The following is a 24,617-nucleotide window of genomic DNA, read 5'->3' as shown; positions in this document are numbered from 1 at the left end:
GCCAACTGGTCCGAGCAGTTGAGCAACAGCGGCGACACCATCGCCCAGCTCGAACCGCTGGCCGCCAGCAGGCAGCTGGACGCCGAAGGCTGGCAACGCCTGGCCAACGCCTACATGCAGCACCTGGACGAAACCAAGCTGGAACGACTGCTCGAGCAGGCGCCCAGCCCCCAAGCGGCGCATCAGGTACACCGGGCGATGATCCAGCGCGCCATCGCCCTGGGCCGCAACAACCAGGCCCAACGCTGGATCCTGCGCCTGTCGCCGGCCGAGCAGGCCGACCCGGCGATCCGCCTGCAGCACTGGGAACTGGCCCGCGAGGAGAACGATAGCGACACCGTGCGCCGCCTCAGCGACGAACTGCGCCGCCCCTGCCTGGAGACCGTCGAATGGCTCTCGCGGCACGACCCGGATGCGGCCCTCAAGCAACTGCGCCAGTGCTCGCCCCAGGATGATCCCCAAGCCTGGCTGGTGCTGGCCCAGCGCCTGCAGGCCAGCGACCTGCTGCAAAACCAGAGCCTGCCCGAACCCTGGGACACGGCCCGGCGCGAGCGGCTGATCGAGGTCTGGCAGGAACAGGGCCAGGGCGCCCGGGCGTTGCAATGGCTGGGCCAGCAACCGCAGACGCTGCCAGTGCTGAAAAAGCGCGCCGAGCTGCTCCAGGCCCAGGGCCGCAACCGCGAGGCCGCCGAGTTGTGGGAGCGCCAGTACCGCCAGGGCGGCAACCTCACGGCCCTGGACCAGGCCACCTACCTGGCCCTGGCCGCTGGACGCCAGCCCCATGCCCAGGCCCTGCTGGAGCAAGCCTACGACCGCCACGCGGGCGCCCTGCCCGCCCCGCTGCTGCAGCGCCTGGCCGGGCTCTATGCCGCCACGCCGCAGTTGAACCCGCTGCAATTGCAGCGCATGACAGGGCTGATCAAGCGGACCGCCCCCGCCACCCGCAGCCAGCTATTGGCCCAGCTGGCCGAAAACGGGCACTGCGATGCGGTACGGCAGAGCATTGGCCAGCAACCCCGGGATGCGAGCGAATATCGCGCACTGGGGCGCTGCGCCATGCCCGGGCAACCCGGCGCCGCCGTGGCCTGGTACCAGGCCGCCGAACGCCTGGGCGACCGTGGCAGCCGCCTGCCCCTGGCCTATGCCCTGGAGGCCGCTGGCGACTCGGCCGCGGCCCTGGCCGCCTGGCGTAGCGTCCCGGATGCGCAATTGAGCGATAACGCCCGGCTCACCGCCAGCCGCAGCGCCTTAAACGTCGGCGACAACCCCAGCGCCGAACGCTACTGGCAGCAAAGCAGCAGCCGTGGTGCCAACGAGTGGGCACTGGGCGCGGCGATCGCCGAGCAACGCGGCGACTACCCGACAGCCCTGCAACGCCAGCGCCAGGCGCTGGCCCAGTCACCCGACGCCGGGCACTACTACGCGGCCTCGATTACCGCGCAAAAGGCCGGCGAGCCGGAACAAAGCACCCAGTGGCTGGCCGAGGCCGTGCGCCGGCAACCGGACAACTCGCGCTTTGCTGCCGACTACGGCATGCGCCTGGCCGCCACCGACACCCCGGAGCAACGGCGCCTGGCCATTGCCCACCTGCAACGGGCCACCGGTGATTTCCCCGAGGATTATCGCCTGGGCGAAGCCCTGGCCTGGCGTTACGCCGAAGCCGAAGACAGCGCCGCCGCCCGCCAGGAGCTGCGCCGGGTCATCGACCTGGAGCAGAACCCGGTGGCCGGCGACGACGAGAACGGCAGCCTGGAAGCGCGCCGCTATCGCCAGCGCCGCGCCCACGAGGCCCTGTCCCGGCGCGATAGCGTGACCATCGCCAGCACCTGGTCACCAGGCGGGGTATCGACCAACAACAACCTGCTGCCGGACAACAGTGTCAAGGGCAGCCGGCGCCACCCTCAGTCGCAGAACGTACAGATGGCCCTGTGGGACCACGCCCTGGGCGAGGAACCGAGCCGCAACGGCAGCAGCCTATCGGTCTACGGCCGCACCTTGCTGGGTGGCCAGGGGCGCTCGTCCTATGGCGAATCGGCCGCGGTCGGGGTCGGCTTGCGCTACAAGCCCTGGGGCAACGCCAACGTCAACTTCTACGGCGAGATCTACAAGCAGAGCCAGTTCGACGACCACGACAACCACGGCCTGAGCCTGGGCCAGATGCTCGACCCCGGGCGACTGCTGGACCAGCTCAACGACCATCGCAAGCGTGGCCACACCAGTACCGACTACCTGCTGCGGGCCACCGCCTCGGTCCTCGACCAGGGCCGCTACCGCAACGACTGGCGCATCGACGAAAGCGACTGGGACGAACGTTTCCTCTACCTGGATGCGGCCTGGTGGACCAAGGCCGGCGACCACCAATGGCTGTCGCGCTACCAGCAGGGCCATGCCTGGAAGCTGCCGGTGGGCAGCCCACAGACCATCATGCCCTACGGTTTTCTCGAGTTCGCCGCCCAGGACCCGAGCAACGACTGGCGCCAGGACCTGCGCACCGGACTCGGCCTGCGCTGGCAATACTGGTTCGATGACGACCAATACAACGCCTATCGCTCGCGCCTGACCGTGCGCACCGAGTACCAGCAATCCCTTGGCGGCAATCTGTATGAAGGCGGCAATGGCATCCTGGTGGGCGTGGAGCTGAATTTCTGATGAAACGACTGATGTACATCACCCTGCTGTGGCTGGGCCTGGGCCTGCACGCCCAGGCCGAGGAACGGTTGTTCTACCAACCCTTGAACAGCGATTCGGCCCTGGGCCGCGAACAATGGCGCAAGATCTGGCAGGACAGCGCCCGCAACGGCGTAAAGACCCTGATCGTGCAGTGGACCGCCTACGGCGACTCGCACTTCGGCGGCGCCCATGGCTGGCTCGCCGACAGCCTGCGCCAGGCCCGCGAACAGGGCCTGCAACTGGTGCTGGGGCTTTACATGGACCCGGCCTACTACCCGCGCATCGAGCAACTGGACAGCGCCGGCCTGGAAACCTACTGGCAGGCCCAACTGGGCACTTCCCTGGCGCGCCAGCGCAAGCTGCGCGAGGATTGGCAACTGCCGGTCAGCGGCTGGTACCTGCCCATGGAACTGGACGACCTGCATTTTCTCGATGCCCAGCGCCGGACCACCCTGCAACGCCAGCTCAAGGACTTCGCCCGCCAGCTCGACGCGCCACTGCACCTGAGCGCCTTCAGCGCCGGACACCTGGCACCGCAGGTGAATGGCGCCTGGCTCGGCGAACTGGCCAGCGCCGGCCTGCAGGTCTGGTGGCAAGATGGCGCCGGCACCGCACGCCTGGCCCCCATGGTGCGCGACAGCTATGCCAGCGCCCTGCCCTGTGGGGTCGGCATCGTCCACGAGGCCTTCCGCCAGACCAGCGGCGAAGGCCAGCCGTTTCGCGCGGAACCTGCGACTCCCGATGCACGACCGGCCGGCTGCCATGCCAGCGCGGTGTTCTCCCTGCGCTACCGACCCTGGGGCCAGGCCTTGCGCACTCCTTAGCTCACTCAAGGGCCGGCGATGTTCAGGACCATTGAAGAACAGGTACTCAGCCAGGCCGCCCCGGCGGCCTTGAAAAACGAATTCGCCCAGTACGACTTCGAACGCCTGCACAGCTTCTGCATCCTGACCTACATCGCCAGCCTGAGCATCTGGCTGATCTTCGACCTGATCGTCAGCTTTCCCGGCCAGCAGGGCTTCACCTTCCTTTCGCTGGTATTCCTGACCTTACTGGTGATCGACACCATCATCCTGGGCTTCACCCACAAAGCCCGGCACTTCCAATGGGTCAACCTGCTGTTCGTGCTGGTCATCGCCCTGGCCGTGCGCCTGGTGATCGAGGGCCTGCCCATGGAGCTGCACCCGGTCTGGCTGATCCTCGGCGCCTCGAGCATTCTCTACAGCGCCTCGGTGATGCCGTTGCGGCGCTGGTCGTTCTTCGTCGCGGTGCTGATCACCTGGAGCGTGCTCAATCCTTACTGGATGACCCGCACCTCGATCAGCGAACTCAAGGGCCTGATCGTCCTGGCCTACTCGCTGTTCCTCACCGCGCTGACCCTGTACAGCTTCATCACCCTGCGCCAGGCCCGGCTGTACAACTACATCATGGCCAAGCGCCTGCTGGAGCAGGCCTATGTCGACGCCCTGACCGAGATTCCCAACCGCCGCTCATTCATGGCCCGCGCCGACCAGCGCCTCAAGGTCCAGCCCCGGGAGCCCGAGCATTACCTGGCGATGATCGACATCGACAATTTCAAGAAGATCAACGACCGCTATGGGCACGACAGCGGCGACGAGGTACTCAAGCGCGTCGCCGCCGACATCCAGTCGGTGATGGTGGATTTCGACTATGCGCGCCTGGGCGGCGAGGAGTTCGCCGTCTACCTGCCGGGGGTACGGCGCGAAGCCGTGGAACTGCTGGCCGCACGCTTGTGCCAGCGGGTGCGCGAGCAGTCGGCTGGGCCGCCGGTGACCATCAGCATCGGCCTGGCCCGGGTCGAGGACGACGACAGCCTGAACCAGGTGCTGGTCAAGGCCGACCAGGCCCTGTACCAGTCCAAGCACAGCGGCAAGGATCGCTATACCTTCCACGCCAGCTTGTGAGCCTTGGCCAGGCGCCGATCTGTGTTGCCCGGCTCAAGCCTGGGAGCCGCGATCGTCAACCCGCTCCCCAGCCAGCAGCAACACCCGGGTCACCCGCCGTTCCTCGACCGTCATCACCCGGAGGCTCCAGCCTTGCCACTCCAGGCAATCGCCCTTGACCGGCAAGCGGTCCAGCAGGCTCATGACCAGTCCGGCCAGGGTCTGGTAGTCCTCGGTCGGTTCGGCGGCGAAGCCGGTGCGCTGGCGGATCTGCGCCAGGTTCAACGCACCGCTGACCAGGAACCCGCCCTGCTCCTCGACGATGTCCGGACCTTCGATTTCGCTGGCGTCAGGCAACTCGCCAGCGATGGACTCGAGGATGTCGGTCATGCTCAGGACGCCGACGAAATCGCCGAACTCGTTGATCACGAAGGCGATGTGGGTCGAGGCCTTGCGCATCTGCTCCAGGGCATTGAGGACCGTGAAGCTGTCCAGCAGGTTGATCGTCGTACGCGCCAGATGCGCAAGGTTCGGCGGGTTGCCGGCCAGGTACTCCTTGAGCAGTTCCTTCTTGTGCACGAAGCCCAGCGGCTCCTCCACCGCGCCGTCGCGAATCAGCGGCAGGCGTGAGTAGGACGAATGCATCAGTTTCTCGCGGATGCTTTCGGCGTCGTCGGCCAGGTCGATGTAGTCGACGTCGGCACGTACCGTCATCAGGCTGCGGATCGGGCGTTCGGCCAGTTGCAGTACGCCGCTGATCATCACCCGCTCGCGGCGGTCGAACAGCTCGTTGGGCGCGGTCTCGTCGCCTTCCACCAGGTCGGCGATATCCTCGCCCACCTCCTCCGCTGCCAGCTTGCGCCCACCCAGCAGGCGCATCACCGCGTGGGCCGTACGCTCGCGCATGGGCCGCAGGCCCTGCATGGACTTCTTGCGCCGGGCCCGGGCGATCTGGTTGAACAGCTCGATCAGGATCGAGAAGCCAATGGCCGCGTACAGGTAGCCCTTGGGAATGTGGAAACCCAGGCCCTCGGCGGTCAGGCTGAAGCCGATCATCATCAGAAAGCCCAGGCACAACATGATCACCGTCGGGTGGCTGTTGACGAAGCGGGTCAGCGGCTTGCTGGCCACGATCATCACGCCGATGGACACCACCACCGCGATCATCATCACCGCCAGTTCATCGACCATGCCCACGGCGGTGATCACCGCGTCCAGGGAGAACACCGCATCGAGCACCACGATCTGCGCCACGATGGGCCAGAACAGCGCATAACCGGCGTTGCTGGCCCGCTGGCTGACATGGCCCTCGAGGCGCTCGTGCAACTCCATGGTGGCCTTGAACAACAGGAACACACCACCGAACAGCAGGATCAGGTCACGGCCCGAGAAGCTCTTGCCCCATACCTCGAACAACGGCTGGGTCAGGGTCACCATCCAGGAAATACTGGCCAGCAGGCCCAGGCGCATCAGCAGAGCCAGGGACAGGCCGATGACCCGCGCACGGTCCCGCTGATGGGGCGGCAGCTTGTCGGCGAGGATGGCGATGAACACCAGGTTATCGATGCCCAGCACCAGCTCCAGGATGATCAGGGTCAAGAGGCCAAGCCAGGCCGTGGGGTCTGCGATCCATTCCATACGATTCAGGTTCCTCAAGCGGCCAGGCGCGACACGACGCCAAGGCGCAAGGCCTCGGGGACGTTCTGGCAAGGGTGGGAAGCGGCGGATGCCGGGAAAACGTGGCTACTGGCAGGGCAGCCTGGGCGCCTGCGCCTCAGGATGACGCAGTGGCGTGGGAAAGCAGGGGGTAAGGCGGGATGAGAGCACCGACTGGGAGGCTCCGAGAGCGTGTTCATGCAAGTCCTGAGTGAAAAAACGGATTGGGAGATTACAAGGCCCGGGCTTCGTAGCCCCAGCGGCAAATCATTACAAGATTTTATCCGCAGCCCTGCGAGATGCTGCGAATCGTCGCTACCGCAAACTGCGTACAAATCAACATGAGCCGCCCGGTTTACGGTTCGCGATGTCTCCAGGATAGCCCGCCGACCACCGTGGCGGCCGCTGCGCGCCCGGACGCAGTCTCGCAGGCTCGACAGCGGCTACGATCAGCGCTGGCCGGCGCGATGGTCGCGGCGTACCTGCTCAATGTAGCGCGCCACCGCCGGCGCCTGTTCGAAACGGCGATGGATCAGCGACAGCCAGGATGCAGCCGAACTTCCGACGATCGGTCGGTACAACACCTGGGGCAGGCCCAGGTGGCCCACCACCGATTCCGGCACCACCGCCACGCCCTGGCCCAGGGACACCAGGGCCATGACCGCCACCAGCCCTCCGGGCTGGGCGCCGAGCCTGGGGGCAAAACCGCCTTCGGCGGCCACCTGCAAGGTGCCGTTGATCTGTTCCGGCAGGATGAAGGTTTCATTGAGCAGGTGCTCGCAGGCGATCTGCGGCAGGCGGCACAGCCAGGACTGCGCCGGCAACGCCAGGACGAAACCTTCGGCCTCCAGGCGGATCGCCTCCACCCCTTCCGGCAAGGTCATGGGCGAACGGATATAGCCAATGTCCAGGCGACCGTCGGCGATCCGCGCCGGCAAGGTGGGCATGGGGCACTCGCGCACATTGAGGCTGACATCCGGGCAGTCGCGGACGAACTCCTGCACCTGCTTTTGCAGCACCCCCGAGTACACCGCCGAGGCCACGTAGCCCAATTCGATATGGCCGATCTCGCCGCGACCGGCGCGCTGGGCGTTGCGCTGGGCCAGCTCGAACTGGCGCACCGTAGCCTCGGCCTCCAGCAGCAAGGTGGCGCCGGCCTCGGTAAGGCTGACCTCGCGCTGCTGGCGCAGGAACAGCCGCGTACCCAGGGCTTGCTCCATGTCCTGGATCTGCCGGCTCAGGGTCGGTGGCGCGATGCCCAGCTGTTCGGCGGCCCGGGTGAAGTTGCGCTGGCGCGCCACCGCCAGGAAATAGCGAAAGTGTCGGATGTCCATGGATGTGTTAGCCAAAAGGTAATGAACTTGCCGCCAGAGGCTAACGAACTGCGCCAATGGCCGGGATAAGCTCCCAGGACCTCCACACTAGAGAGCCCATGCCATGCGCGTCAAACCCCTGCTTCTGGCCCTGATCACCTGCTGCAGCCTGCAAGGGGCGGTAGCGGCAGAAACCCAAGCCTCCGTTGCCCACAAGGCAATCCTTACCCTGGACCGAGCCCAGGTCCTGCTCAAGACCGCCCAGGAAACCGCCCGGGCCAAGGGCTGGCCCTGTGCCGTGGTGATAGTCGACGACGGCGGCTGGCCGGTTCTGGGCGCACGCATGGATGGCGCGCCGGTGGTCGCCGCGATCGAACTGGCCCAGGGCAAGGCGCGCACCTCGGCGTTGTTTCGCCGCCCCTCGGGCGACCTGGAAAACGCCATCAACGGCGGGCGCCCGGCGGCCCTCAGTGCCGGCCTGCTGATGATGAAAGGCGCCCAGCCGATCGTGCTCGAGGGCCAGGTGGTGGGCGCCATCGGGGTCAGCGCCGACACCCCGGCCCACGATGATGAAATCGCCCTCGCCGCCCTGGCCGGCCTTGGCCGGCAGAGTGCGCCATGAGCACCTCCGGCAACCCGCGCCTGACCCTGCTGACCGCCTCCGGTGTCTGCTCGCTGATCATCCTGGACACCAACATCGTCGCCGTGGCGCTGCCCAGCATCGCCCGCGACCTGGGCGCCGACTTCGCCGATATCGAATGGGTGGTCAGCGCCTACATGCTGGCCTTCGCCGCCCTGCTGCTCCCGGCCGGCAGCCTGGCCGACCGCTTCGGCCGCAAGCGCACCCTGCTGTGCGGCCTGGGTTTGCTCATCCTCGCCTCCGTGGGCTGCGGCGCCGCGCCCACGGCCCTGTGGCTGGACCTGGCGCGGGCACTCAAGGGAATAGGCGCGGCGCTGCTGCTGACCTCGGCCCTGGCGACCATCGGCCATGTCTTCCACGACGAGACGGAACGCGCCAGGGCCTGGGCCTTCTGGGGCGGCTGCATGGGCTTGGCGATGACCACCGCGCCGACGATCGGCGGCCTGATCACCCAGTACCTGGGCTGGCGCTGGATCTTCTACTTCAACCTGCCGGTGGGCGCCCTGCTGCTCTGGTGCGTGCTGCGCCAGGTGCCGGAATCCCGCGATACCCGGGCGGCACGCCTGGACCCCTGGGGCAGCCTGGTGTTCAGCGCCAGCCTGCTGTGCCTGATCTGGGGCCTGATCGAGGCCAACCGCATCGGCTGGGGCCATCCGGCTACGGTCCTGCGCCTGCTGGCCGGGTTGGCGCTGCTGGGCCTGTTCGTGCTGGTCGAGCGCCTGCAACAAAGGCCCATGGTGGACTTGCAGCTGTTGCGCCATCCACGCTTCATCGGCGCCTTGCTGGGCATGTTCGCCTACGCCGGCTGCGCCCAGGTGATGATGACCCTGCTGCCGTTCTACCTGCAGAACGGCCTGGGTTTCTCGGCGATCGCCTCGGGGCTGGGCATGCTGCCCTTCGCCCTGACCATGCTGGTCTGCCCGCGGATCGGCGCACGCCTGGCCGGGCGCTACCGGCCCGCCACACTGATGGCCGCCGGGCTGGCCCTGGTGGGCAGCGGCAACCTGCTCAGCGCCTGGGCCGTGCAGGTCGGCGGCTACCCGGCCTTCGCCCTGGCGATCGCGGTGACCGGCGCCGGCGCCGGCCTGCTCAACGGCGACACGCAGAAGAACATCATGGCCTGCGTCCCCCGGGAACGTACCGGCATGGCCTCGGGGCTGAGCACCACCATGCGCTTCAGCGCCATCATGCTGGCCATCGGCGTGTTCGGCGCACTGTTGGGCAACCACACCCGGCAACTGTTGCAAGACGACCTGCGACGGATCCCCGGGCCTTGGTTGGCCCAGGCCCCGGAGATCGCCTCGCGGGTGGTGGCCGGCGACCTGCAAGGCGCCCTGGCCGGGTTGCCCGAGAGTGCCCGGGCACTGGTCGAGCCCCTGGCCCTGCAGGCCTTCACCGGTGGCTTCGGCCTGGTCCTGGCGGTGGCTGGCGGCCTGGCCCTGCTGGGGGCGCTGGTGGTCGGACGGCTGATGCGCAACCCCTTGCCGCAGGCCCGGGGCCTGGCCCTGGAAAGCCGCTAGGCAGCGCCCTCCAGGTGCCTGGCCAGCACCTGGAGGGCGCTTGCAATTTCATAACATTGAGCCAATTGCCGGGGCTGAGAACCCACGGTTAAGGTGCGCCCTGCAATCGGCTTCACCGTCAGGAGACACCTTGGCCATGCACCGCGAATCACTTGCTCCTCCCCCGCCGGCCCCGATCAAGGTCGAGCTGCTGCCCCATGACCCGCAGTGGGCCGAACAGGCGCGGCAGATCGCCCAGGCCCTGCATGCCGTGCTGGGCGATAACCTGTTGCAGGTACACCATATCGGCTCCACCGCGATTCCCGGCATCGTCGCCAAGCCGGTGCTCGACCTGCTGCCCACAGTCCGCTCGCTGGCCGAGCTGGACGAACGCCAGGCGGCGCTGGAGGCGCTGGGGTACCTCTGGCGCGGCGAGCTGGGCCTGCCCGGACGGCGCTATTGCAGCCTGGATGAACCGGCCAGCGGTCGCCGCCTGGTGCAACTGCACTGCTATGCCCAGGGCTCGCCGGAGATCGAGCGCCACCTGGCGTTTCGCGATCACCTGCGCCGGCACCCGGATATCGCCCAGGCCTACCAGCGGGAAAAACTTCGCTGCCAGGCCCTGCACCCCGACGACTCCCATGCCTACGGCGATTGCAAGGACGCCTGGATCCAGCAGGTACAGGCCCAGGCCCTGATCGAACGCCAGCGCCGCCACTGACCCCATCCACGAGGTAGCTATGCAACATCCACGGGTCATAGTGCTGGGCGCCGGGATCGTCGGCGCCGCCATCGCCTACCACCTGGCCCGCCAGGGCGCCCAGGTGACCGTCCTGGAGCAGGCCACCCCCGGCTCGGGCGTCACGCGCCACTCCTTCGCCTGGATCACCCCCCACGGGGAATACCCCAGCCCCGTGAAGCCCCTGCGCGAACAGGCGCTGACCGAATACCGGCGCCTGGAGCAGGAGCTGCCGGGCCTGCGGATCAACTGGTCCGGCGCGCTGTGCTATTACCAGGCGAACGCCATGCAACCCACCGCAATGCCCTGCGGGTCGACGCGCCAGTGGCTCGATCGCCAGCGGATCGCCCAACTCGAGCCCAACCTGCGGGCCGTGCCGGAACGCGCGCAGTTCGCCCCCGGCGAAGGCAGCCTCGACCCAGTGGCCACCACCCTGTGCCTGCTCGAGGGCGCCCGCGCCCATGGCGCGCAAGTGCTGACCCAGGTCTCGGTGCTGGAGCTGCAAGTAGAAGACCAGCAAGGGATCGGCGTGGCCACCGCCACCGGGGTCTATCAGGCCGACCACCTGGTACTGGCCACCGGCTGCGGCACCCCGGCCCTGCTGGAGTCGTTGGGCATCGAACTGCCCATGCACGCTTCGCCATCGATCCTGCTACGCCTGGACGCCCCCCGGGGGCTGGTCAAGACCCTGATTTCCAACGACCAGCTGGAAGTGCGCGAAGCCCCTGACGGCAGCCTGCTGGCAGCCGAGGACCCTCTCGATGACGCAACGCCCGAGGCCATCGCCCAACAGGCACTGGCCAGCATCCGCCAGGCCCTGCGTGGTGCCGAGGCGGTGACCTTGCGCAGCGTCGAAGTAGGCCAGCGGCCGATGCCCGATGACCAGGTGCCGATCATCGGCCCGCTCGCCCAGTACCCCGGGTTGTACCTGGCGGTGATGCACGCCGGGGTGACCCTGGCACCGATCGTCGGGCGCCTGGTCAGCCAGGAGCTTTCGGGGCACAGCTGCGCGGAACTCGCGCCCTGCCGCCCCAGCCGATTCGGCCTCTGAGCCGGGCCACCAACGGCGCCGGAGCGCAGGTCAGAAGCTGGCCTTGGCACTCAGGCGCAAGCTGCGCGGCTCGCCCCACAAACCCTGGCTGTAGAAGCCCAGCTGCTCGTAGTAACGCTTGTCGAACAGGTTATCCAGGTTGGCGCTGACCGACAGGTTGTCGTTGACCTGGTAGCGCGCCATCAGGCTGGTCAAGGCGTAGGCGCCCTGGCCCACATCGGTCAAGCCCCGCGGGCTGGACACCCGGTTGCGCGAGGTGCGGCTGTTCCAGGTGGTGCCGCCGCCCAGGGTCAGACGCTCCAGGGGGCCCCAGAGGCGATAGGTGGTGAACAGCTTGAACTGGGTCCTGGGGAACTCGGTGTTGATCGCCCGGCCATCGCTATTGCGGGCGATGAAGTGGGTATAGCTGGCGGACAGGTTCCAGGCATCGCTCAGTTGGCCGCTCAGGTCCAGGTCGAAACCATCGACCCGCGCCCCGGTGCCGGCCTTGTAGGCCTGCTCGTTGGGCCGCCCTTGCACGTTCACCCCGGGGATGGCCTCGGCCAGCCCTTCCTGCTGGGTACGGTAGACCGCCAGCGCGGCATTGAGCCGTCCCTCCAGGTAGGCCGCCTTGAGCCCCACCTCGTAGCTGTCGCCCGTCACCGGATCGAGGATGCTGCCGTTGGCGCCACGGGCGTTCTGCTGGTTGAAGATGCTGGTGTAGCTGGCGTAGGCGCTGTAGGTCGAATCGATGTCGTAGATCAACCCGGCATAGGGCGTGACTTCATTCTTGTAGCGGTACTGGCGCTGGGCGCCGTAGTAATCCTGGTCGATCCGCCAGTCACTGATCCGCGCCCCGAGGATCAAGTGCAATGGATCGGCCAGGGACAGCCGGGTCACCAGGTAGCCACCGGTCTGCCGGGTATGGGTGGCGTCGCCCGAGGACCGGGTGCGTGACCACACCGGCTCGGGAATGCGCCCGTTGCGCCAGTCGGTGAAGCTGCCGATCGCCGGGGTTTTGCCAGCGGGCTGGAACTGGTCGATGTTCAGGTCGTCGTCGATGCTCATCCAGCCCAGGCCCAGTTCATGCTGGCGCCCCAGTAACTGGAACGGGCCGCTGGCCGTCAGGTGCCAGGTATCGCGGCTGCGCTCGCCATCGTAATTGAGGAAATTGACCTTCATGCCCAGGCCGGTGGCACGGTCCGGAAAACCACCGCGAAACAGCGAGTGCATGTCATAGCCACCCTCGTAGCGGCTGTAGGCCGTACGCAGCTTCCAGTCGTTGGCCAGGGTGTGCTCCAGGTCGACGAAGGCCGTGGTGGACTCACTGCCGGTACGGCTCCAGCGGGTGTTGTTGGCGGTCGAACGGCCGAAGTCGGTACGCGAACCATCGCTGTAGAACAACGGAAAACCACTGCCCATGCCCCGCACCCGGCTGCGCTGGTACTCCAGGCTGGTGGTCAACCGCGTACTGGGGGTCAGCTCGGCGCTGACCACCCCGTAGAGCGTGCGTGAGTCGTTTTCCAGAAAGCGGGTGTAGCTGTCTTTTTCCGAATAGGCCGCCACCAGCCGCGCCGCCACCCTCCCATCCGCCGCCAAGGGCAGCGACAGGTCGAAGTCGCCACGTCGCTCGCCCCAGCGCCCGGCGCCGGCCGAGCCGCTGATGGCGAAATCCGCCAACGGCTTCTTGCGCACGAAATTCACCGCCGCCGAGGGATTGCCGGCGCCGGTCAGCAGCCCCGTGGCACCGCGCACGATTTCCACCCGGTCATAGATGGCCGAGTCCATGTCGGTGGCGCCGAAGTTCCACAGATTGTTGATGGGCGATGCCAGGCCGTCGAACTGGAAGTTGTCGATGGCGAAGCCCCGGGCGGAAAACGCCAGGCGATTGCTGTCGCTGCGGGTATAGGAAATCCCCGGGGCGCTGGCCAGGATCTCGGCCGTGGTGGCCAGGCCCTGGTCCTCGATGCGCTGGCGGGTGACGACGCTGACCGATTGCGGGGTTTCGCGGATCGACAGCGGCAGGCCGATGGCCGTGGACATGGCGCCAGTGGTGTAGCTGCCAGAGCCTTCGGTGGTCTCGCCCAGCTCCTGCCGGCCCTGCACTTTCAGGGTGGGGAGCACCAATGAAGCGTTCGACCTGGAACGGCGGTCAGGTTCTTCGGCCGAAGCCGAGAGGGACACCAGCAAGCCACCGAACACGGCGGCGGGTAGGCAGTGGGCACGACGCGGGAAAGCGCGGGAGTCTGGGCAATACATGGGAATGGTTATCCGATGAACACTATTGTCGGATGCGCATTATTCACATCTGTATCCTGCCCAGGTTTTGCCGGATGCCGAGGATGTTATGGGGGCTGCCGGTTCCGACGCGGATAAGCGCCGCCAAGCCGTCACTGGCGTTCAACCGCAGCTGCCGGGGGCCACGCCGAAGCGCTGGCGAAAGGCCGTGGCGAAATTGCTGGCGTGGCGATAACCCACGAAATGCGCCGCCTGCTGCACCGACCAGCCTTGTTGCAACCGCCCATGGGCGACCTGCAGGCGCCGTTCGCGCAGGTAGCCGAAGACCGTCTGCCCATAGGCCGCTCGGAACTTGCTGCGCAGCGAGCTGCTGCTCATGCACGCCAGCTGTGCCAACTCAGTGAGCGAGTGTTCCTCGCCGGGAGCCTGGTGCAGGCGCTCGCGAACCCGCTCCAGCAGTCGGCGGTCCCGGGAACCGAGGTGGCCGGCCTGCTCGCGGGCAGACTCCAGGCCAGCCAGGGCATGGGCCAGCAATTGCAGGGCCACGCCCTGGCACAGCAGGTTTTGCAGGCTGCCTTGCCAGCGCCCGCCGAGCAGGTCATCGATAGCCAGGCGCACGTTCATCGGCAGCGACATGCCGTTCATTTGCGAGCCACGGCGGCGCAAGGCGTCGTGCAGCAACTGCGCCAGTCGTTCATCGGACAGTTGTTCCGGAGTCTGGAGCGCAAGGTTCAGGCCTCGCAGCCGCGCTCCGGCCAAGTGCAAGGCCGACATGGGCCGGCCATCGGCGCACAAGCTCGTGACGCAATGACCGGGCAGCAGCGACTGGTCCCGGGTGAAGCTCAGTGCCGCGCTTCCTTCGAGCAGCAGCGCCAGGCCCAGGCATGGCATGCGCAGCGAATCGGCCCGGTAGTTGTGGAACGGCAGCACGTCGGAGCTCACCAGGACCAGGCCGCCGGGCAGGCGATGCTCGGCGATGAGTCCCTGCATCAGGCAGGTAGCGTCATCCTCGTTCCCTGCGCCAGGCAGGCTATAGCGCACGGCATGACGTTGGCCAAGCTGGCGGAAGTCGCGCAGGTAGTAGCGTTGGTCCAATCGGGGTATCGGATGCAAGGCCGGTGCTCGCAGAGAGAAAGTCGGGCGGCGATATTAGCATTAATTCTCATTCGCACATTCTCATGGAATCATCCGCCCTCGCCCGCTGTCCCCTGTTGATCGCGACGATTTCCCATCCCACGGCAGGAGACCCCCCATGGCGAACATCAGCATTGCCCGACAACTGGCCCAGACCCTCGAACAGGCCGGGGTCAAGCGTATCTGGGGGCTGACCGGCGACAGCCTCAACGGCCTCACCGACGCCCTGCAGAGCATGCAAAGCATCCAATGGATGCACGTGCGCCATGAGGAAGTGGCGGCCTTCGCCGCTGGCGCCGAAGCTGCTGTCACCGGCCAATTGGCGGTGTGCGCCGGCAGTTGTGGCCCGGGCAACCTGCACTTGATCAATGGACTGTTCGACTGCCACCGCAGCCGGGTGCCGGTGCTGGCCATCGCCGCGCAGATCCCATCCTCGGAGATCGGCCTGGATTATTTCCAGGAAACCCACCCCCAGGAACTGTTCAAGGAATGCAGCCACTTCGTCGAGCTGGTGAGCCACCCGGCGCAGATGCCCGAGGTGCTGCACCGGGCCATGCGCAGTGCGATCCTCGAGCGCGGCGTGGCCGTGGTGGTGATCCCCGGGGACGTGGCCTTGCAGCAAGTGCCGACGACCAGCAAGCCATGGCCACCGTTACACGCCCCACGCACCCTGCCGGCGCCCCATGACCTGGACCGCCTGGTGGAACTGCTCAGCCACAGCCAGGCCGTGACGCTCCTGTGCGGCAGCGGTTGTGCCGGGGCCCATGACCAGGTCGTGGCCCTGGCCGATGCCTTGGGCGCGCCGGTGGTGCACGCCCTGCGCGGCAAGGAACATGTGGAATGGGACAATCCCTTCGATGTCGGCATGACCGGCTTGATCGGCTTCAGTTCCGGTTATCACGCCATGCTCAACTGCGACACCCTGGTACTGCTGGGCACCGATTTCCCCTATCGCCAGTTCTATCCGACGGATGCTTGCGTGATCCAGATCGACCGCGATCCACAGGCATTGGGCCGGCGGGTACCCCTGGACCTGGGCGTGGTCGGCGACGTCAGCGAGACCCTCGCCGCCTTGCTGCCACGCTTGCCCTACCAGGGCGACCGGCGTTTCCTGGACACCTCCCTGGAGCACTACGCCAAGGCCCGCCAGGGCCTGGACGACCTGGCCCAACCTGCGGCACAGGGACGGCCGGTGCACCCGCAGTACCTCACCCGGATGGTCAGCGAACTGGCGGACGCCGATGCGATCTTCACCGCCGATGTCGGCACACCCACGGTATGGGCCGCGCGCTACCTGAAGATGAACGGCCAGCGGCACCTGCTGGGCTCGTTCAACCACGGCTCCATGGCCAACGCCATGCCCCAGGCCATCGGCGCCCAGGCCGCCTGCCCCGCACGCCAAGTCATTGCCCTGGCCGGCGACGGCGGCTTCAGCATGCTCATGGGGGACTTCATTTCCCTGGTCCAGCTCAAGCTGCCGGTGAAGATCATCGTCTACGACAACGCGGCCCTGGGCTTCGTCGCCATGGAGATGAAGTCCGCCGGCTACCTGGACACCGGCACCGACCTGCACAACCCGGACTTCGCCGCCATGGCCAACGCCATGGGCATCCTCGGCCTGCGGGTCGAGGACTCCGAAAGCCTGGAAGGCGCCCTGCGCACCGCCCTGGACCATGACGGCCCGGTGCTGGTGGACGTGGTCACCGCGACTCAGGAACTGGTCATCCCACCGGCGATCAAGCTGGAGCAGGCCAAGGGCATGAGCCTGTACATGCTCAAGGCGGTGATGAGTGGTCGCGGCGACGAGGTGGTGGAGCTGGCCCGGACCAACTGGCCCAAGGGCAACTGGCTCAGCCGCAAGCTGGGCCTGGACGGCTCTGGGCGCTAGCAGGCGGCACCGAAAGCCAGGTCTCCCAGCTCGGCTTCGCTCACCGGTAATGCCGGCGGCACCAGCGGTTGCAGGATGAACAACTGCAACGCAGTCCAGCCGCTGGCGTCCGCCTTGTGGGCCTGGCGCCATATCGCCGCTTCCAGCAACAACACCGCCTGGTAGGTTCGCGCCATGCCCCAGGCCAGGCGCCGGCCATCCCTTTCTTCGGCTGCGCCGGCCAATTGCCGCAGTGCTTGGCAGGCCTGGCGAATCGGCCCTGCGACAGGCGCCGCAGCAGCACCGGCCGATCCCAGGCGCCGCTCGATATCGTCCAGAAAGACCGCGCCAAGATCAGTACCGTGCAAGGCCCGCAGCACATCGTGGGCCAACACCGACGTGGTGCCTTCCCAGATGCAGTGAACGTGCACATTGCGCAGCACTCGGGCAATCCCCGTATCTTCCAGGTAACCAGCCCCTCCGAAGCTCTCGACCAGCTCGCTAGCGGCCCAGATACTCTGCCTTGCACAGGCAAGCTTGCTCAATGGCGCCAGCAGGCGAGCCAGGCCGGATGAATCCTGGCCCTGTTCATGCCGGCCGAGGGCCAGCGCAGTTTCAAAATTCAGCGCGAGCATCGCTTCGTACTCGGCGCCGATCCGTGCGAGCCACTGGCGATGCAACGGCTGGTCCCGCAACCACTGGCCAAATACCCGACGCTTGCCCGCGTAGTCGCGAGCCATCATCAATAGATGCCCAACCCCCGCTGGGCCGCCCCAGGAAGCCCACAACCGCGCAACGTTGAGCAGGTCGGCGATCTTGCCCACGCCCCGGTCGAGTCCGCCCACCGGCCGGGCGATCGTGCCTTGCAGATCCACCTCGGCGGTCGCCAGGGCGCGGGTGCCGAGCTTGTCCTTCAGGCGCCGGACACGAATGTGGTTCCACTGGCCATCAGGCTGGCGCAACTCCAGCAGAAATAGCGCCAGGGTCTTGCTGCCGGGCGCTTCGCCTTCCGGCCGGGCCAATGCCAGCGCCACCTGCGAGGTCGCGGCCGAAGTGAACCATTTGGTGCCACTCAATGCCCAGGTGCCGTCGCCGAGGGGGCGCGCTAGGGTGGAAGCCTGGCCGATGTCGGAACCGCCCTCCTTCTCGGTCATCCACTGGCCGCAAGTCCATCCCTGGTCACGGGCCAACAGATGCGGCAGGTAGCGTGCGGCGAGATCGGCATCGTGCAGCGACAACAACCGTACCGCGCCATCGGTCATCACCAGCGGGCACGCCGCCACCGCCCCGGCGCCTTCGTAGAGGTTGACCAGGCCGGCCTGGACCACTCGCGAGAATTGCGCGTAGGGCGCCTCATAGGGCAACGCGACCAGCCTCTCTTCTTGTCCGATCGCCACCAGGCGATCCCAGGCGCCATCGACCTCGATGCGATCTACCCGATGTCCCCACGCGTCATAGGGCACATGGCGAGGCTCATTGCGCTCCGCCGCCTCGGCCAAGCGGGGGATCTCAACCACCGCTCGCTCGCCCATCCGCGCCAGGTCCGGACTCGCCATGGCGAAGATATCCGACGGTAGCAGGCGCTCCAGGGTATAGCGCAACGCACGGTCGCGATGGAAACGGTTGGAAAAGACAGGGGAAGGCTGGATGAACTCGCACATGATGCTCTCCTTCGCTGCACCAGCGCCGGACGCCAAGCGCCCGATGGTCTCAGCGGGTCAGGTCTTGCCGGGGTTCGTCTTGGAGGTCCGTGTCGCCCTTGTTTTGCCAGGTGTCGCCGGGGTGGATCGCGGCGCCTTCCCGGCACCGCTGGAACGGGTCGATGCGCCTTGGGTCGCGGCACCGTGGCTCTGCACCGCCGCCAGGCAGAAGCCGACGATATCGTCGACCACTCGTTGAGCCGCGCGCCTGGAGAGAATGCCCAGGGCCAAGGGCCCGATCATCGCTTCGGCCAAGGCGCCGACGATGGCTGCCGCGCTGGTATGGGCGCTCTGCACCCGAAACTCGCCGGTCTCGATGCCGTCCTCGATGACCGTGGCGAAAATCGCGCGATAGGGCTCGCGAAAGCGCAAGCGATCTTCATCGATCACCGGTGCCACCGGTTCGGCCAGCAGCGCCCATGCCAGGCGAGGCCGGCTCAACGCGCGATGGGAGAAGGTACGGATGACCGCGGCCAGGCGCTCGGCCGCCGCGCTTTCGGTAGCGGCAGCCGCTGCGCAAGCATCGATCTCACGCTGGGAGGCACGTCGAAAAACCTCGTCGAACAGGTCGGTCTTCGAGGGAAAGTACTGGTACAGCAGGCCGGTGGATACTTGGGCAAGCCCTGCCACCAACGGCATGGTGGTGCCGCCGTAACCCTGTTCAGCGACCAGGTCGAGCGCCGCGAGCACGATGCGTTCCCGCGTCTGGGCCAGGCGCTCCTCGACCTTCGTTGTGCGTCGATATGACATGAAAGAATTGAATCACAGTTCATTTTTTGTAGCAATCGACGTCCCGCCCGCAGTACGCTGACCGTCCCCTTTATCCCGATGCAGTTGAACGCAGTTCCATTCCATGTGCCCGAAGCCCGGGCAAGGAGACGGTTTATGCGCGGATTCGGCGATGCAGCGCTCGGCTTTGGCTGGTTCCAGGCAGGCTATAGCGAAGATCTTCAACGAGGGGACGTTCGGCCACTGCGAGCCATGGGGCGAGAGTTCGTCCTGTGGCGCGACGACAGCGGCCAGGCCCCTGTCATGGACGCCTACTGCCCCCACCTGGGTACGCACCTGGGCCATGGCGGCAGGGTGTATGGCGACACCTTGCGCTGCCCCTTCCATGGCTGGCGCTTCGACGCAGCGGGTGGCTGCCGCGAGATTCCCTACAGCAATAATCCACGCCTGGAACGACACCGGCTCAAGGCCTGGCCGCTGATGGAGCGCAACGGGCTGATCATGGTGTGGTGGCATCCAGGCGACACGCCTCCAACTTTCGATGTACCCCACCTGCATGAGCACCAGAACCCGGCCTGGTCACGCTATCGGCGCCAGCGCTGGGAAGTGGACACTATCTGGCAGGAGGTCCAGGAAAATATTGTCGATACCACCCACTTTCGCTACCTGCACGGCGTAGCGACATTGGCGCGGCTTGAACGCTTCGATCCCATCGGCCCGACATTGCACGTCGATATACGGCATGAATTCAACACACCCCGAGGGAAACAGTCTGGCTTCTTGCAGACGTCGCTGTATGGCCCCTACTTCGCCGTGGTGCGATTTCGCATCGGCGACCTTGCCGAAATTGTGTTCGTCGATTCCGTGGTGCCGGTCGAGCCCGGCCGTGTCACCGTCACGTTCAGCTTGATGGCACGCCTGCAAGGCATCGATGCACCTGACATGAGCCTGGCACTGGTGGATGAAGCCATCGACCAGGTCAGCCAGGATGTACCGATCTGGGAACACAAGGTGCGCTGGAAGCGCCCCGGTCTTGCCGAAGGTGATGGCCCGATCATGAGGTTCCGTCGTTGGGCGGCGCAGTTCGACCTGGCAGGACACATTCCACAAACGCCCTGCGAGATAGCCCATGCATGACATTCATCCCGACGATTGCATCTTCATCCAAGAGACCGGTTCGACCTGGCGTGCCACCGAACTCGCCCGTGGTCCATGGGATTCGCGGGCCCAGCATGGCGGCGTGCCTTGCGGGCTGCTGGCCCACCTGGTCGAGTCCGCACCGGGCGAAACCGGTTGGCAACTGGCACGGCTGACCGTAGAACTGCTCCGACCGGTGCCCATCGACAGGCTGGAGACAAACGTGACACTCGAAACCGGCCGAGCCAGTGCGCGGGTCGAAATCACCCTCCACGCCAATGGCAAGCGGGTGGCCAGGGCTCATGGATTACTGGTACGCGCCGGTACCCTTGCACTGCCGACCGACCTGCCACCTGCGGCGATCGACAGGCTGCCGCCTCCCGAGGATTGCCCGCGCCCGTTGCGCATCCCCGGCCTGCCCGAAGTGCGCTCTTTCTACTACACGGCGATGGAGGGACGGGTCGCAGGTGGCGACCCAGCCCAACCTGGCCCGGCAGCGGCCTGGCTACGCCTGAAGGTGCCGCTGGTGGCCGGTGTCGCGACCTCGGCGGCGATGCGGATCGCAGCGGCCGCCGACTTCGGCAATGGCCTGAGCTGGGTGCTACCGGCGGACCGTTTTGCGTTCGCCAATGCCGACCTGTCGCTGCATCTCGCACGACCGCCAGCGGGCGAGTGGATCGGCTTGCAGGCCTCGACCTCGATCGCCTCCAGCGGTTGTGGCCAGACCATTACCCAGCTGTACGACACCCAGGGCCCATGCGGTGTCGCGGTACAGAGCCTGCTGATCATGCCGCGCTGAAGGTTCATGGGCAGCCGTGTGGATTCGTGGCGACCTAAAGACTTCGTAAAGACTGCCGCCTCCGGGCTGCCAGCCGGCCGTGAATACGCTTGAATGGAAGCTGAGCCGGGCCGCTGGCGCCCGGTCTTTCCTGGAGAAGCCCATGGGTAACTTGGCCATGCACCTGCAGGAGGAGGACATCCTCCTTGCCGTCAATCCGTCGAACAAGCACCGGTTGTTCCAGCAGATCGGCCAGCATATGCAACATACCTGGCAGTTGCCGGGCGACTGGGTAGCCGCGAGCCTGGCCCGTCGCGAGGAGGCCGGCAGTACCGCCATCGGCGCGGGCGTAGCCCTGCCCCATGCGCGGCTGGAGGCACTGGACGCGATCCATGTCCTGTATCTGCGCCCCCAGGCGCCCATGGCCTTCGCCGCCCCCGACCAGCAGCCGGTGCGCGACATCCTGGTGCTGCTGGTGCCGGCTCCCGCCGAGCAGTCGCACCTGGACCTCTTGGCCGAAACTGCCCGGCTGTTCGCCGACCAGCGTTTTCGGCAAGCCCTGCACGGCTGCAACGATGCTCATCAGGTCAAGTGCCTGTTCGACCGCTGGTAACCGCCCGGCCTCGGCCCGGCTCCTGCAAGCGCTCCATGAAGATGCATGGCGCTTGCCGAACAGCCCGGCGCGGCGATCAAAGCGCCTCCATGGCGCCGGAACAGGTGGTGACGCAGTTCCAGGGCGGCCCTTTGCCCGGACACCAGGCAGGCCACCGAGGTGGCAGAACCCGAGCCGCTTTCCAAGCGCCGCCTATTCAAGCAACTGACTGGCGCCGGAACGGAACACGAAATCCAGGTGGGCGGCTGCTATCCGCCCTGGCTGCTGGTGCGCAGCCGGCGCATCTGAGGGATGCGCCGGCCGGCAGTCCCCAGGGTCACTTGGCCCTGGCGCGCACGAAGCGCAGGTTGCGCGCCAGGCTGCTGGTCAGCACCTGGCCATCCTGCTCGAAGCGGATCACCCCCAGGTCGCCGGCACGGAAACGCTCCAGCGCCAACGGCTGCATTGGGTAGCTCTGCTCGCCGGTGCGGATGTACAGCCTGCCCTGGCGCAGGAACACCTCGAGCTGCCCGGGCGTGGTCCTTAGCTGGTAGCGGCCCACATAGCGCTGCAGGTCCGCAGGTTTCCACGCCGCAGCCAGGGTATAGGTCGAGGCCGGGTTGGTGGAGACGATGCGCGCGCCTCTGGTCGCGGCCAGGTAGATCGGCGAGCCGTCGTTATCGGCGGCCAGCAGGTGATCGCTCAACCTGGACAACGCCAGGGACTGCGAGAAGGTGTCCAGCTTGAAGCCGTTGCCGGTGCGTTGCAGCTGGAACTGATGCCCCGAGTCGTCGAGGTAGGTACCGGCCACCAGGGTGTTCAACGGAGCCGGTGGAACGGCCCTGATGCTGGGTACCGGTGGCGGGATATCGTGACCCGGGGACGGATTGGGCGAGCCCAGCACCGCGTCCATCAGCGCATAGCCACGCGCCGAAGCATCCGGGACCGGCGAATTGCACAGCACCACGGTGGCCAGCTCCATCTTCGGGTACCAGGCGACATGGGTGTTATAGCCGGCCCAGCCACCGCTGTGGGAGACCTCATCGAACCCGCGATAACGCGTGATGCCGACACCCATGCCGTAGTAGCCGGGATCGCCGTCGGCCAACGGCTCGGTCTGGCGCATTTTGCCCACCAGCGCCTGGCCTCCTACCTGCCCGGTGGACAAGTTGCGCATCCAGCGCATCACATCCACCACGGTGCTATGCACCTGGCCATCGCCGGTCTGCTCCCAGCGCACATCCGCGAACTGGTAGGCCTTGGTCTTGGGGTCCTGCTCGTAGCTCTCGGCCAGGTTCGGCAATTGCAGCGGGTACTGGTCGACGATGCTCGTGCGGGTCATGCCCAGAGGCTTGAAGATATGGGCCTGGGAGAAGTTCTTCAGCGGCATGCCCGAAGCCCGCTCGACGATACTGGACAGCAGCATGTAGCCGCTGTTGCTGTAGCTGAACTCCACCCCGGACGGGAACATCGCGGTGTTCTGCTTGAACAGCATCTGCAGCGCCTGCTGCTGGGTGAAGCGCTGGGAGTAGCCGATGCCGGCCAGTTCGGCCAGGAACATGTAGTCCTGCAGGCCCGAGGTGTGGTGCAGCAGGTGGCGGATCTTGATGTCCTGGGCGTACACCGGCAACTCGGGGAAGAAGCGCCGGACCGAATCGTCCAGGCTCAGGCGCCCCTGGGCCTCGAGCTGGAGTATGGCGAAGGCGGTGAACTGCTTGGACACCGAGGCCAGGTTGAAGAGAGTGTCGGGCTTGATCGGCGCACCGGTCTGCAGGTTGGCGATGCCGTAACCGGCACTCCAGATAACCTTGCCATCACGCATGACCCCCGCGGCGCAGCCGGGCTGGTCCGGCGTCAAATCGCGGAACACCTGGTCAAACGCCGGGGTCGCCGCGGCATTGGCCAGCGTCGTGCTCCCCAGGGAGAGCAACAAGGTTGCAAGCATTGAACGCATGGATGTCTTCCTCTTCTCACGTGTCGGTCCTTCGAGCTCCAGCGGAGCCCGGACAGTATCGTGAGCAGGCGCGTTGCGATCTGTGGCAAGTCAGTGATTATCTGTAAACAAGCGTACGCAGGATGTGAACGGCCTCTGCGCTGCCGGCGCCCCCTCGACCAGGAGCGCGCCCTTTGCCCACAGGGCGCGACGTCTGGCCTTCGGCGCCGGCCCTAGGGCCTGGGGGCGGGCAACACCTGGCGCAGCAGGTCGAGCTTCTGTGCCTGGCTCAACTGCCGCCACTGGCGATGCTGCACCGGCGCAAAATCGCGATCGACGTACTCCGGTGGCTCGGTGCCCTCCCAGTAGTCCATGTTCACGCTGGCACACTGACCGCACCTGGGCTTGATCAGCAGGCTGAAGGGCTGCCCCTGGGAGTCGGGGTCGCAGGCCACGCCGAACACCCGGCGCAGCAGGTCGGCACGGCGCGTGGCACTGACGCCCTGCCCTTGCAGCAACTGCTCCAGCAACCCATCGACCTCGCTATAGGTTTCGTCGTTCGGCCCATCGAGCCATACCGTCTCACCGTTGATGCTGCGCATCAGGAATTCACCATAACTGCCGGGCATGACCTCGGGAGCCTTGAAGCGGTGGCCGCAGTCGGCGCAAACGTAGGTGTACAAATAAAACTTCATGGTTCTACCGGAGTGACTATCTGGGGAGTAAGGATTTCGTTGAAATTGTCCAGCACCGCCTGGTTGACCCCACCAGGGTCGCGCTCGGAACCGAAGCGGATCACATTGTAGCCCTGGTCCTTGGCGTCCATGCCGATCTGTTGGGTCTTGGAGGTGATGGGGCCACCGTTGTAGCCCCACTCCTTGGCGATCGCCGGATCGGTGAGGTCCAGGACCTTGGCCTTGCTGGCATCGACCTTGAAACGGATCCCGTGGGTCGGCTTGACGCCGTGGTGGGCCATTTCGCCAAGGGTGTGCTGGGGCTCTCGCCGACGTAGAAGGCCGCGCCGAAACGGCTGTTGGGGTTGAGGTACTTCGGATCGA

At 66.5% G+C, this 24,617-nt stretch carries 21 protein-coding genes; 12 read left to right on the top strand and 9 right to left on the bottom strand.

Going from position 1 to position 24,617, the window contains the following annotated elements; translation table 11 throughout:
* The 3 genes from ACK6AU_RS24630 to ACK6AU_RS24620 all read left to right on the top strand — a co-directional run.
* Positions 1–2,649 (top strand): NfrA family protein (locus tag ACK6AU_RS24630; protein ID WP_409301957.1); only part of this gene is annotated, 2,649 nt, incomplete at its 5' end.
* Positions 2,649–3,494, top strand: a complete 846-nt coding sequence (locus ACK6AU_RS24625) for a DUF4434 family protein (RefSeq protein ID WP_185701169.1) — start codon at positions 2,649–2,651, stop codon at positions 3,492–3,494. The genes ACK6AU_RS24630 and ACK6AU_RS24625, both read left to right, overlap by 1 nt.
* Positions 3,495–3,512: 18 nt before the next feature.
* On the top strand, positions 3,513–4,595 hold the full coding sequence (locus ACK6AU_RS24620) for a diguanylate cyclase domain-containing protein (RefSeq protein WP_409301954.1): 1,083 nt from the start codon (positions 3,513–3,515) through the stop codon (positions 4,593–4,595).
* A gap of 33 nt (positions 4,596–4,628) precedes the next feature.
* Here ACK6AU_RS24620 and ACK6AU_RS24615 read toward each other — a convergent pair whose 3' ends face one another.
* Positions 4,629–6,212 carry a TerC family protein gene (locus tag ACK6AU_RS24615; protein WP_409301952.1) on the bottom strand — a complete coding sequence of 528 codons (1,584 nt, stop codon included), beginning with the start codon at positions 6,210–6,212 and terminating at the stop codon, positions 4,629–4,631.
* Positions 6,213–6,679: 467 nt separating this feature from the next.
* On the bottom strand, positions 6,680–7,564 hold the full coding sequence (locus ACK6AU_RS24610) for a LysR family transcriptional regulator (protein WP_409301950.1): 885 nt from the start codon (positions 7,562–7,564) through the stop codon (positions 6,680–6,682).
* Between the two features lie 103 nt (positions 7,565–7,667).
* On the opposite strand from ACK6AU_RS24610, the gene ACK6AU_RS24605 reads away from it, so the two are divergent.
* The 4 genes from ACK6AU_RS24605 (at position 7,668) to ACK6AU_RS24590 (ending at position 11,472) form a co-directional block, all read left to right on the top strand.
* The gene (locus tag ACK6AU_RS24605) at positions 7,668–8,165 is read left to right on the top strand and encodes a GlcG/HbpS family heme-binding protein (protein ID WP_409301948.1); all 498 of its coding nucleotides are present in this window, start codon (positions 7,668–7,670) and stop codon (positions 8,163–8,165) included.
* A complete protein-coding gene (locus ACK6AU_RS24600; RefSeq protein ID WP_409301946.1) occupies positions 8,162–9,703 on the top strand; it encodes an MFS transporter in 1,542 nt (513 codons plus the stop codon). Before ACK6AU_RS24605 ends, ACK6AU_RS24600 begins: the two co-directional genes overlap by 4 nt.
* A gap of 136 nt (positions 9,704–9,839) precedes the next feature.
* Positions 9,840–10,403 (top strand): GrpB family protein, encoded by a 564-nt coding sequence (locus tag ACK6AU_RS24595; protein ID WP_185701163.1) that lies wholly within the window; start codon positions 9,840–9,842, stop codon positions 10,401–10,403.
* Between the two features lie 19 nt (positions 10,404–10,422).
* Complete coding sequence (locus ACK6AU_RS24590) at positions 10,423–11,472, top strand: NAD(P)/FAD-dependent oxidoreductase (RefSeq protein WP_409301943.1); 1,050 nt, start codon at positions 10,423–10,425, stop codon at positions 11,470–11,472.
* 30 nt (positions 11,473–11,502) lie between these two features.
* On the opposite strand, the gene ACK6AU_RS24585 is transcribed toward ACK6AU_RS24590, so the two are convergent.
* On the bottom strand, positions 11,503–13,710 hold the full coding sequence (locus ACK6AU_RS24585; protein WP_185701161.1) for a TonB-dependent siderophore receptor: 2,208 nt from the start codon (positions 13,708–13,710) through the stop codon (positions 11,503–11,505).
* Positions 13,711–13,851: 141 nt separating this feature from the next.
* On the bottom strand, positions 13,852–14,784 hold the full coding sequence (locus ACK6AU_RS24580) for a helix-turn-helix transcriptional regulator (protein WP_409301941.1): 933 nt from the start codon (positions 14,782–14,784) through the stop codon (positions 13,852–13,854).
* Positions 14,785–14,941: 157 nt separating this feature from the next.
* On the opposite strand from ACK6AU_RS24580, the gene poxB reads away from it, so the two are divergent.
* Positions 14,942–16,711, top strand: coding sequence for a ubiquinone-dependent pyruvate dehydrogenase (gene poxB, locus ACK6AU_RS24575; RefSeq protein ID WP_409301939.1), 1,770 nt, complete (start codon positions 14,942–14,944; stop codon positions 16,709–16,711).
* On the opposite strand, the gene ACK6AU_RS24570 is transcribed toward poxB, so the two are convergent.
* On the bottom strand, positions 16,708–18,351 hold the full coding sequence (locus ACK6AU_RS24570; protein WP_409301937.1) for an acyl-CoA dehydrogenase family protein: 1,644 nt from the start codon (positions 18,349–18,351) through the stop codon (positions 16,708–16,710). The genes poxB and ACK6AU_RS24570 overlap by 4 nt on opposite strands.
* 57 nt (positions 18,352–18,408) lie before the next feature.
* The gene (locus ACK6AU_RS24565) at positions 18,409–19,140 is read right to left on the bottom strand and encodes a TetR/AcrR family transcriptional regulator (protein WP_409301935.1); all 732 of its coding nucleotides are present in this window, start codon (positions 19,138–19,140) and stop codon (positions 18,409–18,411) included.
* A gap of 135 nt (positions 19,141–19,275) precedes the next feature.
* Here ACK6AU_RS24565 and ACK6AU_RS24560 point away from each other — a divergent pair, with 135 nt between their 5' ends.
* The 4 genes from ACK6AU_RS24560 (at position 19,276) to ACK6AU_RS24545 (ending at position 21,935) form a co-directional block, all read left to right on the top strand.
* Positions 19,276–20,256, top strand: a complete 981-nt coding sequence (locus ACK6AU_RS24560; RefSeq protein WP_409301933.1) for a Rieske 2Fe-2S domain-containing protein — start codon at positions 19,276–19,278, stop codon at positions 20,254–20,256.
* Complete coding sequence (locus ACK6AU_RS24555; RefSeq protein ID WP_409301931.1) at positions 20,249–21,055, top strand: thioesterase family protein; 807 nt, start codon at positions 20,249–20,251, stop codon at positions 21,053–21,055. Before ACK6AU_RS24560 ends, ACK6AU_RS24555 begins: the two co-directional genes overlap by 8 nt.
* Positions 21,056–21,197: 142 nt before the next feature.
* On the top strand, positions 21,198–21,647 hold the full coding sequence (locus tag ACK6AU_RS24550) for a PTS sugar transporter subunit IIA (RefSeq protein WP_185701157.1): 450 nt from the start codon (positions 21,198–21,200) through the stop codon (positions 21,645–21,647).
* A 159-nt stretch (positions 21,648–21,806) separates the two neighbouring features.
* Positions 21,807–21,935 carry a hypothetical protein gene (locus ACK6AU_RS24545; protein WP_260498081.1) on the top strand — a complete coding sequence of 43 codons (129 nt, stop codon included), beginning with the start codon at positions 21,807–21,809 and terminating at the stop codon, positions 21,933–21,935.
* A gap of 28 nt (positions 21,936–21,963) precedes the next feature.
* Here the strand turns inward: ACK6AU_RS24545 and ACK6AU_RS24540 are convergent, their stop codons facing one another.
* The 3 genes from ACK6AU_RS24540 to ACK6AU_RS24530 form a co-directional block, all read right to left on the bottom strand.
* Positions 21,964–23,580 (bottom strand): serine hydrolase domain-containing protein, encoded by a 1,617-nt coding sequence (locus ACK6AU_RS24540; protein WP_409301928.1) that lies wholly within the window; start codon positions 23,578–23,580, stop codon positions 21,964–21,966.
* A gap of 212 nt (positions 23,581–23,792) precedes the next feature.
* The gene (locus ACK6AU_RS24535; protein WP_409301926.1) at positions 23,793–24,254 is read right to left on the bottom strand and encodes a hypothetical protein; all 462 of its coding nucleotides are present in this window, start codon (positions 24,252–24,254) and stop codon (positions 23,793–23,795) included.
* Positions 24,251–24,617 (bottom strand): hypothetical protein (locus tag ACK6AU_RS24530; RefSeq protein ID WP_409301924.1); only part of this gene is annotated, 367 nt, incomplete at its 5' end. The genes ACK6AU_RS24530 and ACK6AU_RS24535, both read right to left, overlap by 4 nt.

The organism is Pseudomonas sp. KCJK8993, from assembly GCF_046230915.1.
Taxonomy (GTDB): domain Bacteria; phylum Pseudomonadota; class Gammaproteobacteria; order Pseudomonadales; family Pseudomonadaceae; genus Aquipseudomonas; species Aquipseudomonas piscis.
The sequence above is the reverse complement of the archived record's forward strand: the minus strand, read 5'-3'. Positions and strand labels throughout refer to the sequence as shown.

Bases quoted from the DNA above. Each gene is read 5' to 3' on its own strand.
- ACK6AU_RS24625 (WP_185701169.1), top strand. From the start codon at position 2,649: ATGAAACGACTGATGTACATCACCCTGCTGTGGCTGGGCCTGGGCCTG.
- ACK6AU_RS24565 (WP_409301935.1), bottom strand. From the start codon at position 19,140: ATGTCATATCGACGCACAACGAAGGTCGAGGAGCGCCTGGCCCAGACG.
- ACK6AU_RS24600 (WP_409301946.1), top strand. From the start codon at position 8,162: ATGAGCACCTCCGGCAACCCGCGCCTGACCCTGCTGACCGCCTCCGGT.
- ACK6AU_RS24555 (WP_409301931.1), top strand. From the start codon at position 20,249: ATGCATGACATTCATCCCGACGATTGCATCTTCATCCAAGAGACCGGT.
- ACK6AU_RS24610 (WP_409301950.1), bottom strand. From the start codon at position 7,564: ATGGACATCCGACACTTTCGCTATTTCCTGGCGGTGGCGCGCCAGCGC.
- ACK6AU_RS24585 (WP_185701161.1), bottom strand. From the start codon at position 13,710: ATGTATTGCCCAGACTCCCGCGCTTTCCCGCGTCGTGCCCACTGCCTA.
- ACK6AU_RS24590 (WP_409301943.1), top strand. From the start codon at position 10,423: ATGCAACATCCACGGGTCATAGTGCTGGGCGCCGGGATCGTCGGCGCC.
- ACK6AU_RS24620 (WP_409301954.1), top strand. From the start codon at position 3,513: ATGTTCAGGACCATTGAAGAACAGGTACTCAGCCAGGCCGCCCCGGCG.
- ACK6AU_RS24535 (WP_409301926.1), bottom strand. From the start codon at position 24,254: ATGAAGTTTTATTTGTACACCTACGTTTGCGCCGACTGCGGCCACCGC.
- ACK6AU_RS24550 (WP_185701157.1), top strand. From the start codon at position 21,198: ATGGGTAACTTGGCCATGCACCTGCAGGAGGAGGACATCCTCCTTGCC.
- ACK6AU_RS24570 (WP_409301937.1), bottom strand. From the start codon at position 18,351: ATGTGCGAGTTCATCCAGCCTTCCCCTGTCTTTTCCAACCGTTTCCAT.
- ACK6AU_RS24560 (WP_409301933.1), top strand. From the start codon at position 19,276: ATGCGCGGATTCGGCGATGCAGCGCTCGGCTTTGGCTGGTTCCAGGCA.
- ACK6AU_RS24540 (WP_409301928.1), bottom strand. From the start codon at position 23,580: ATGCGTTCAATGCTTGCAACCTTGTTGCTCTCCCTGGGGAGCACGACG.
- ACK6AU_RS24615 (WP_409301952.1), bottom strand. From the start codon at position 6,212: ATGGAATGGATCGCAGACCCCACGGCCTGGCTTGGCCTCTTGACCCTG.
- ACK6AU_RS24595 (WP_185701163.1), top strand. From the start codon at position 9,840: ATGCACCGCGAATCACTTGCTCCTCCCCCGCCGGCCCCGATCAAGGTC.
- poxB (WP_409301939.1), top strand. From the start codon at position 14,942: ATGGCGAACATCAGCATTGCCCGACAACTGGCCCAGACCCTCGAACAG.
- ACK6AU_RS24605 (WP_409301948.1), top strand. From the start codon at position 7,668: ATGCGCGTCAAACCCCTGCTTCTGGCCCTGATCACCTGCTGCAGCCTG.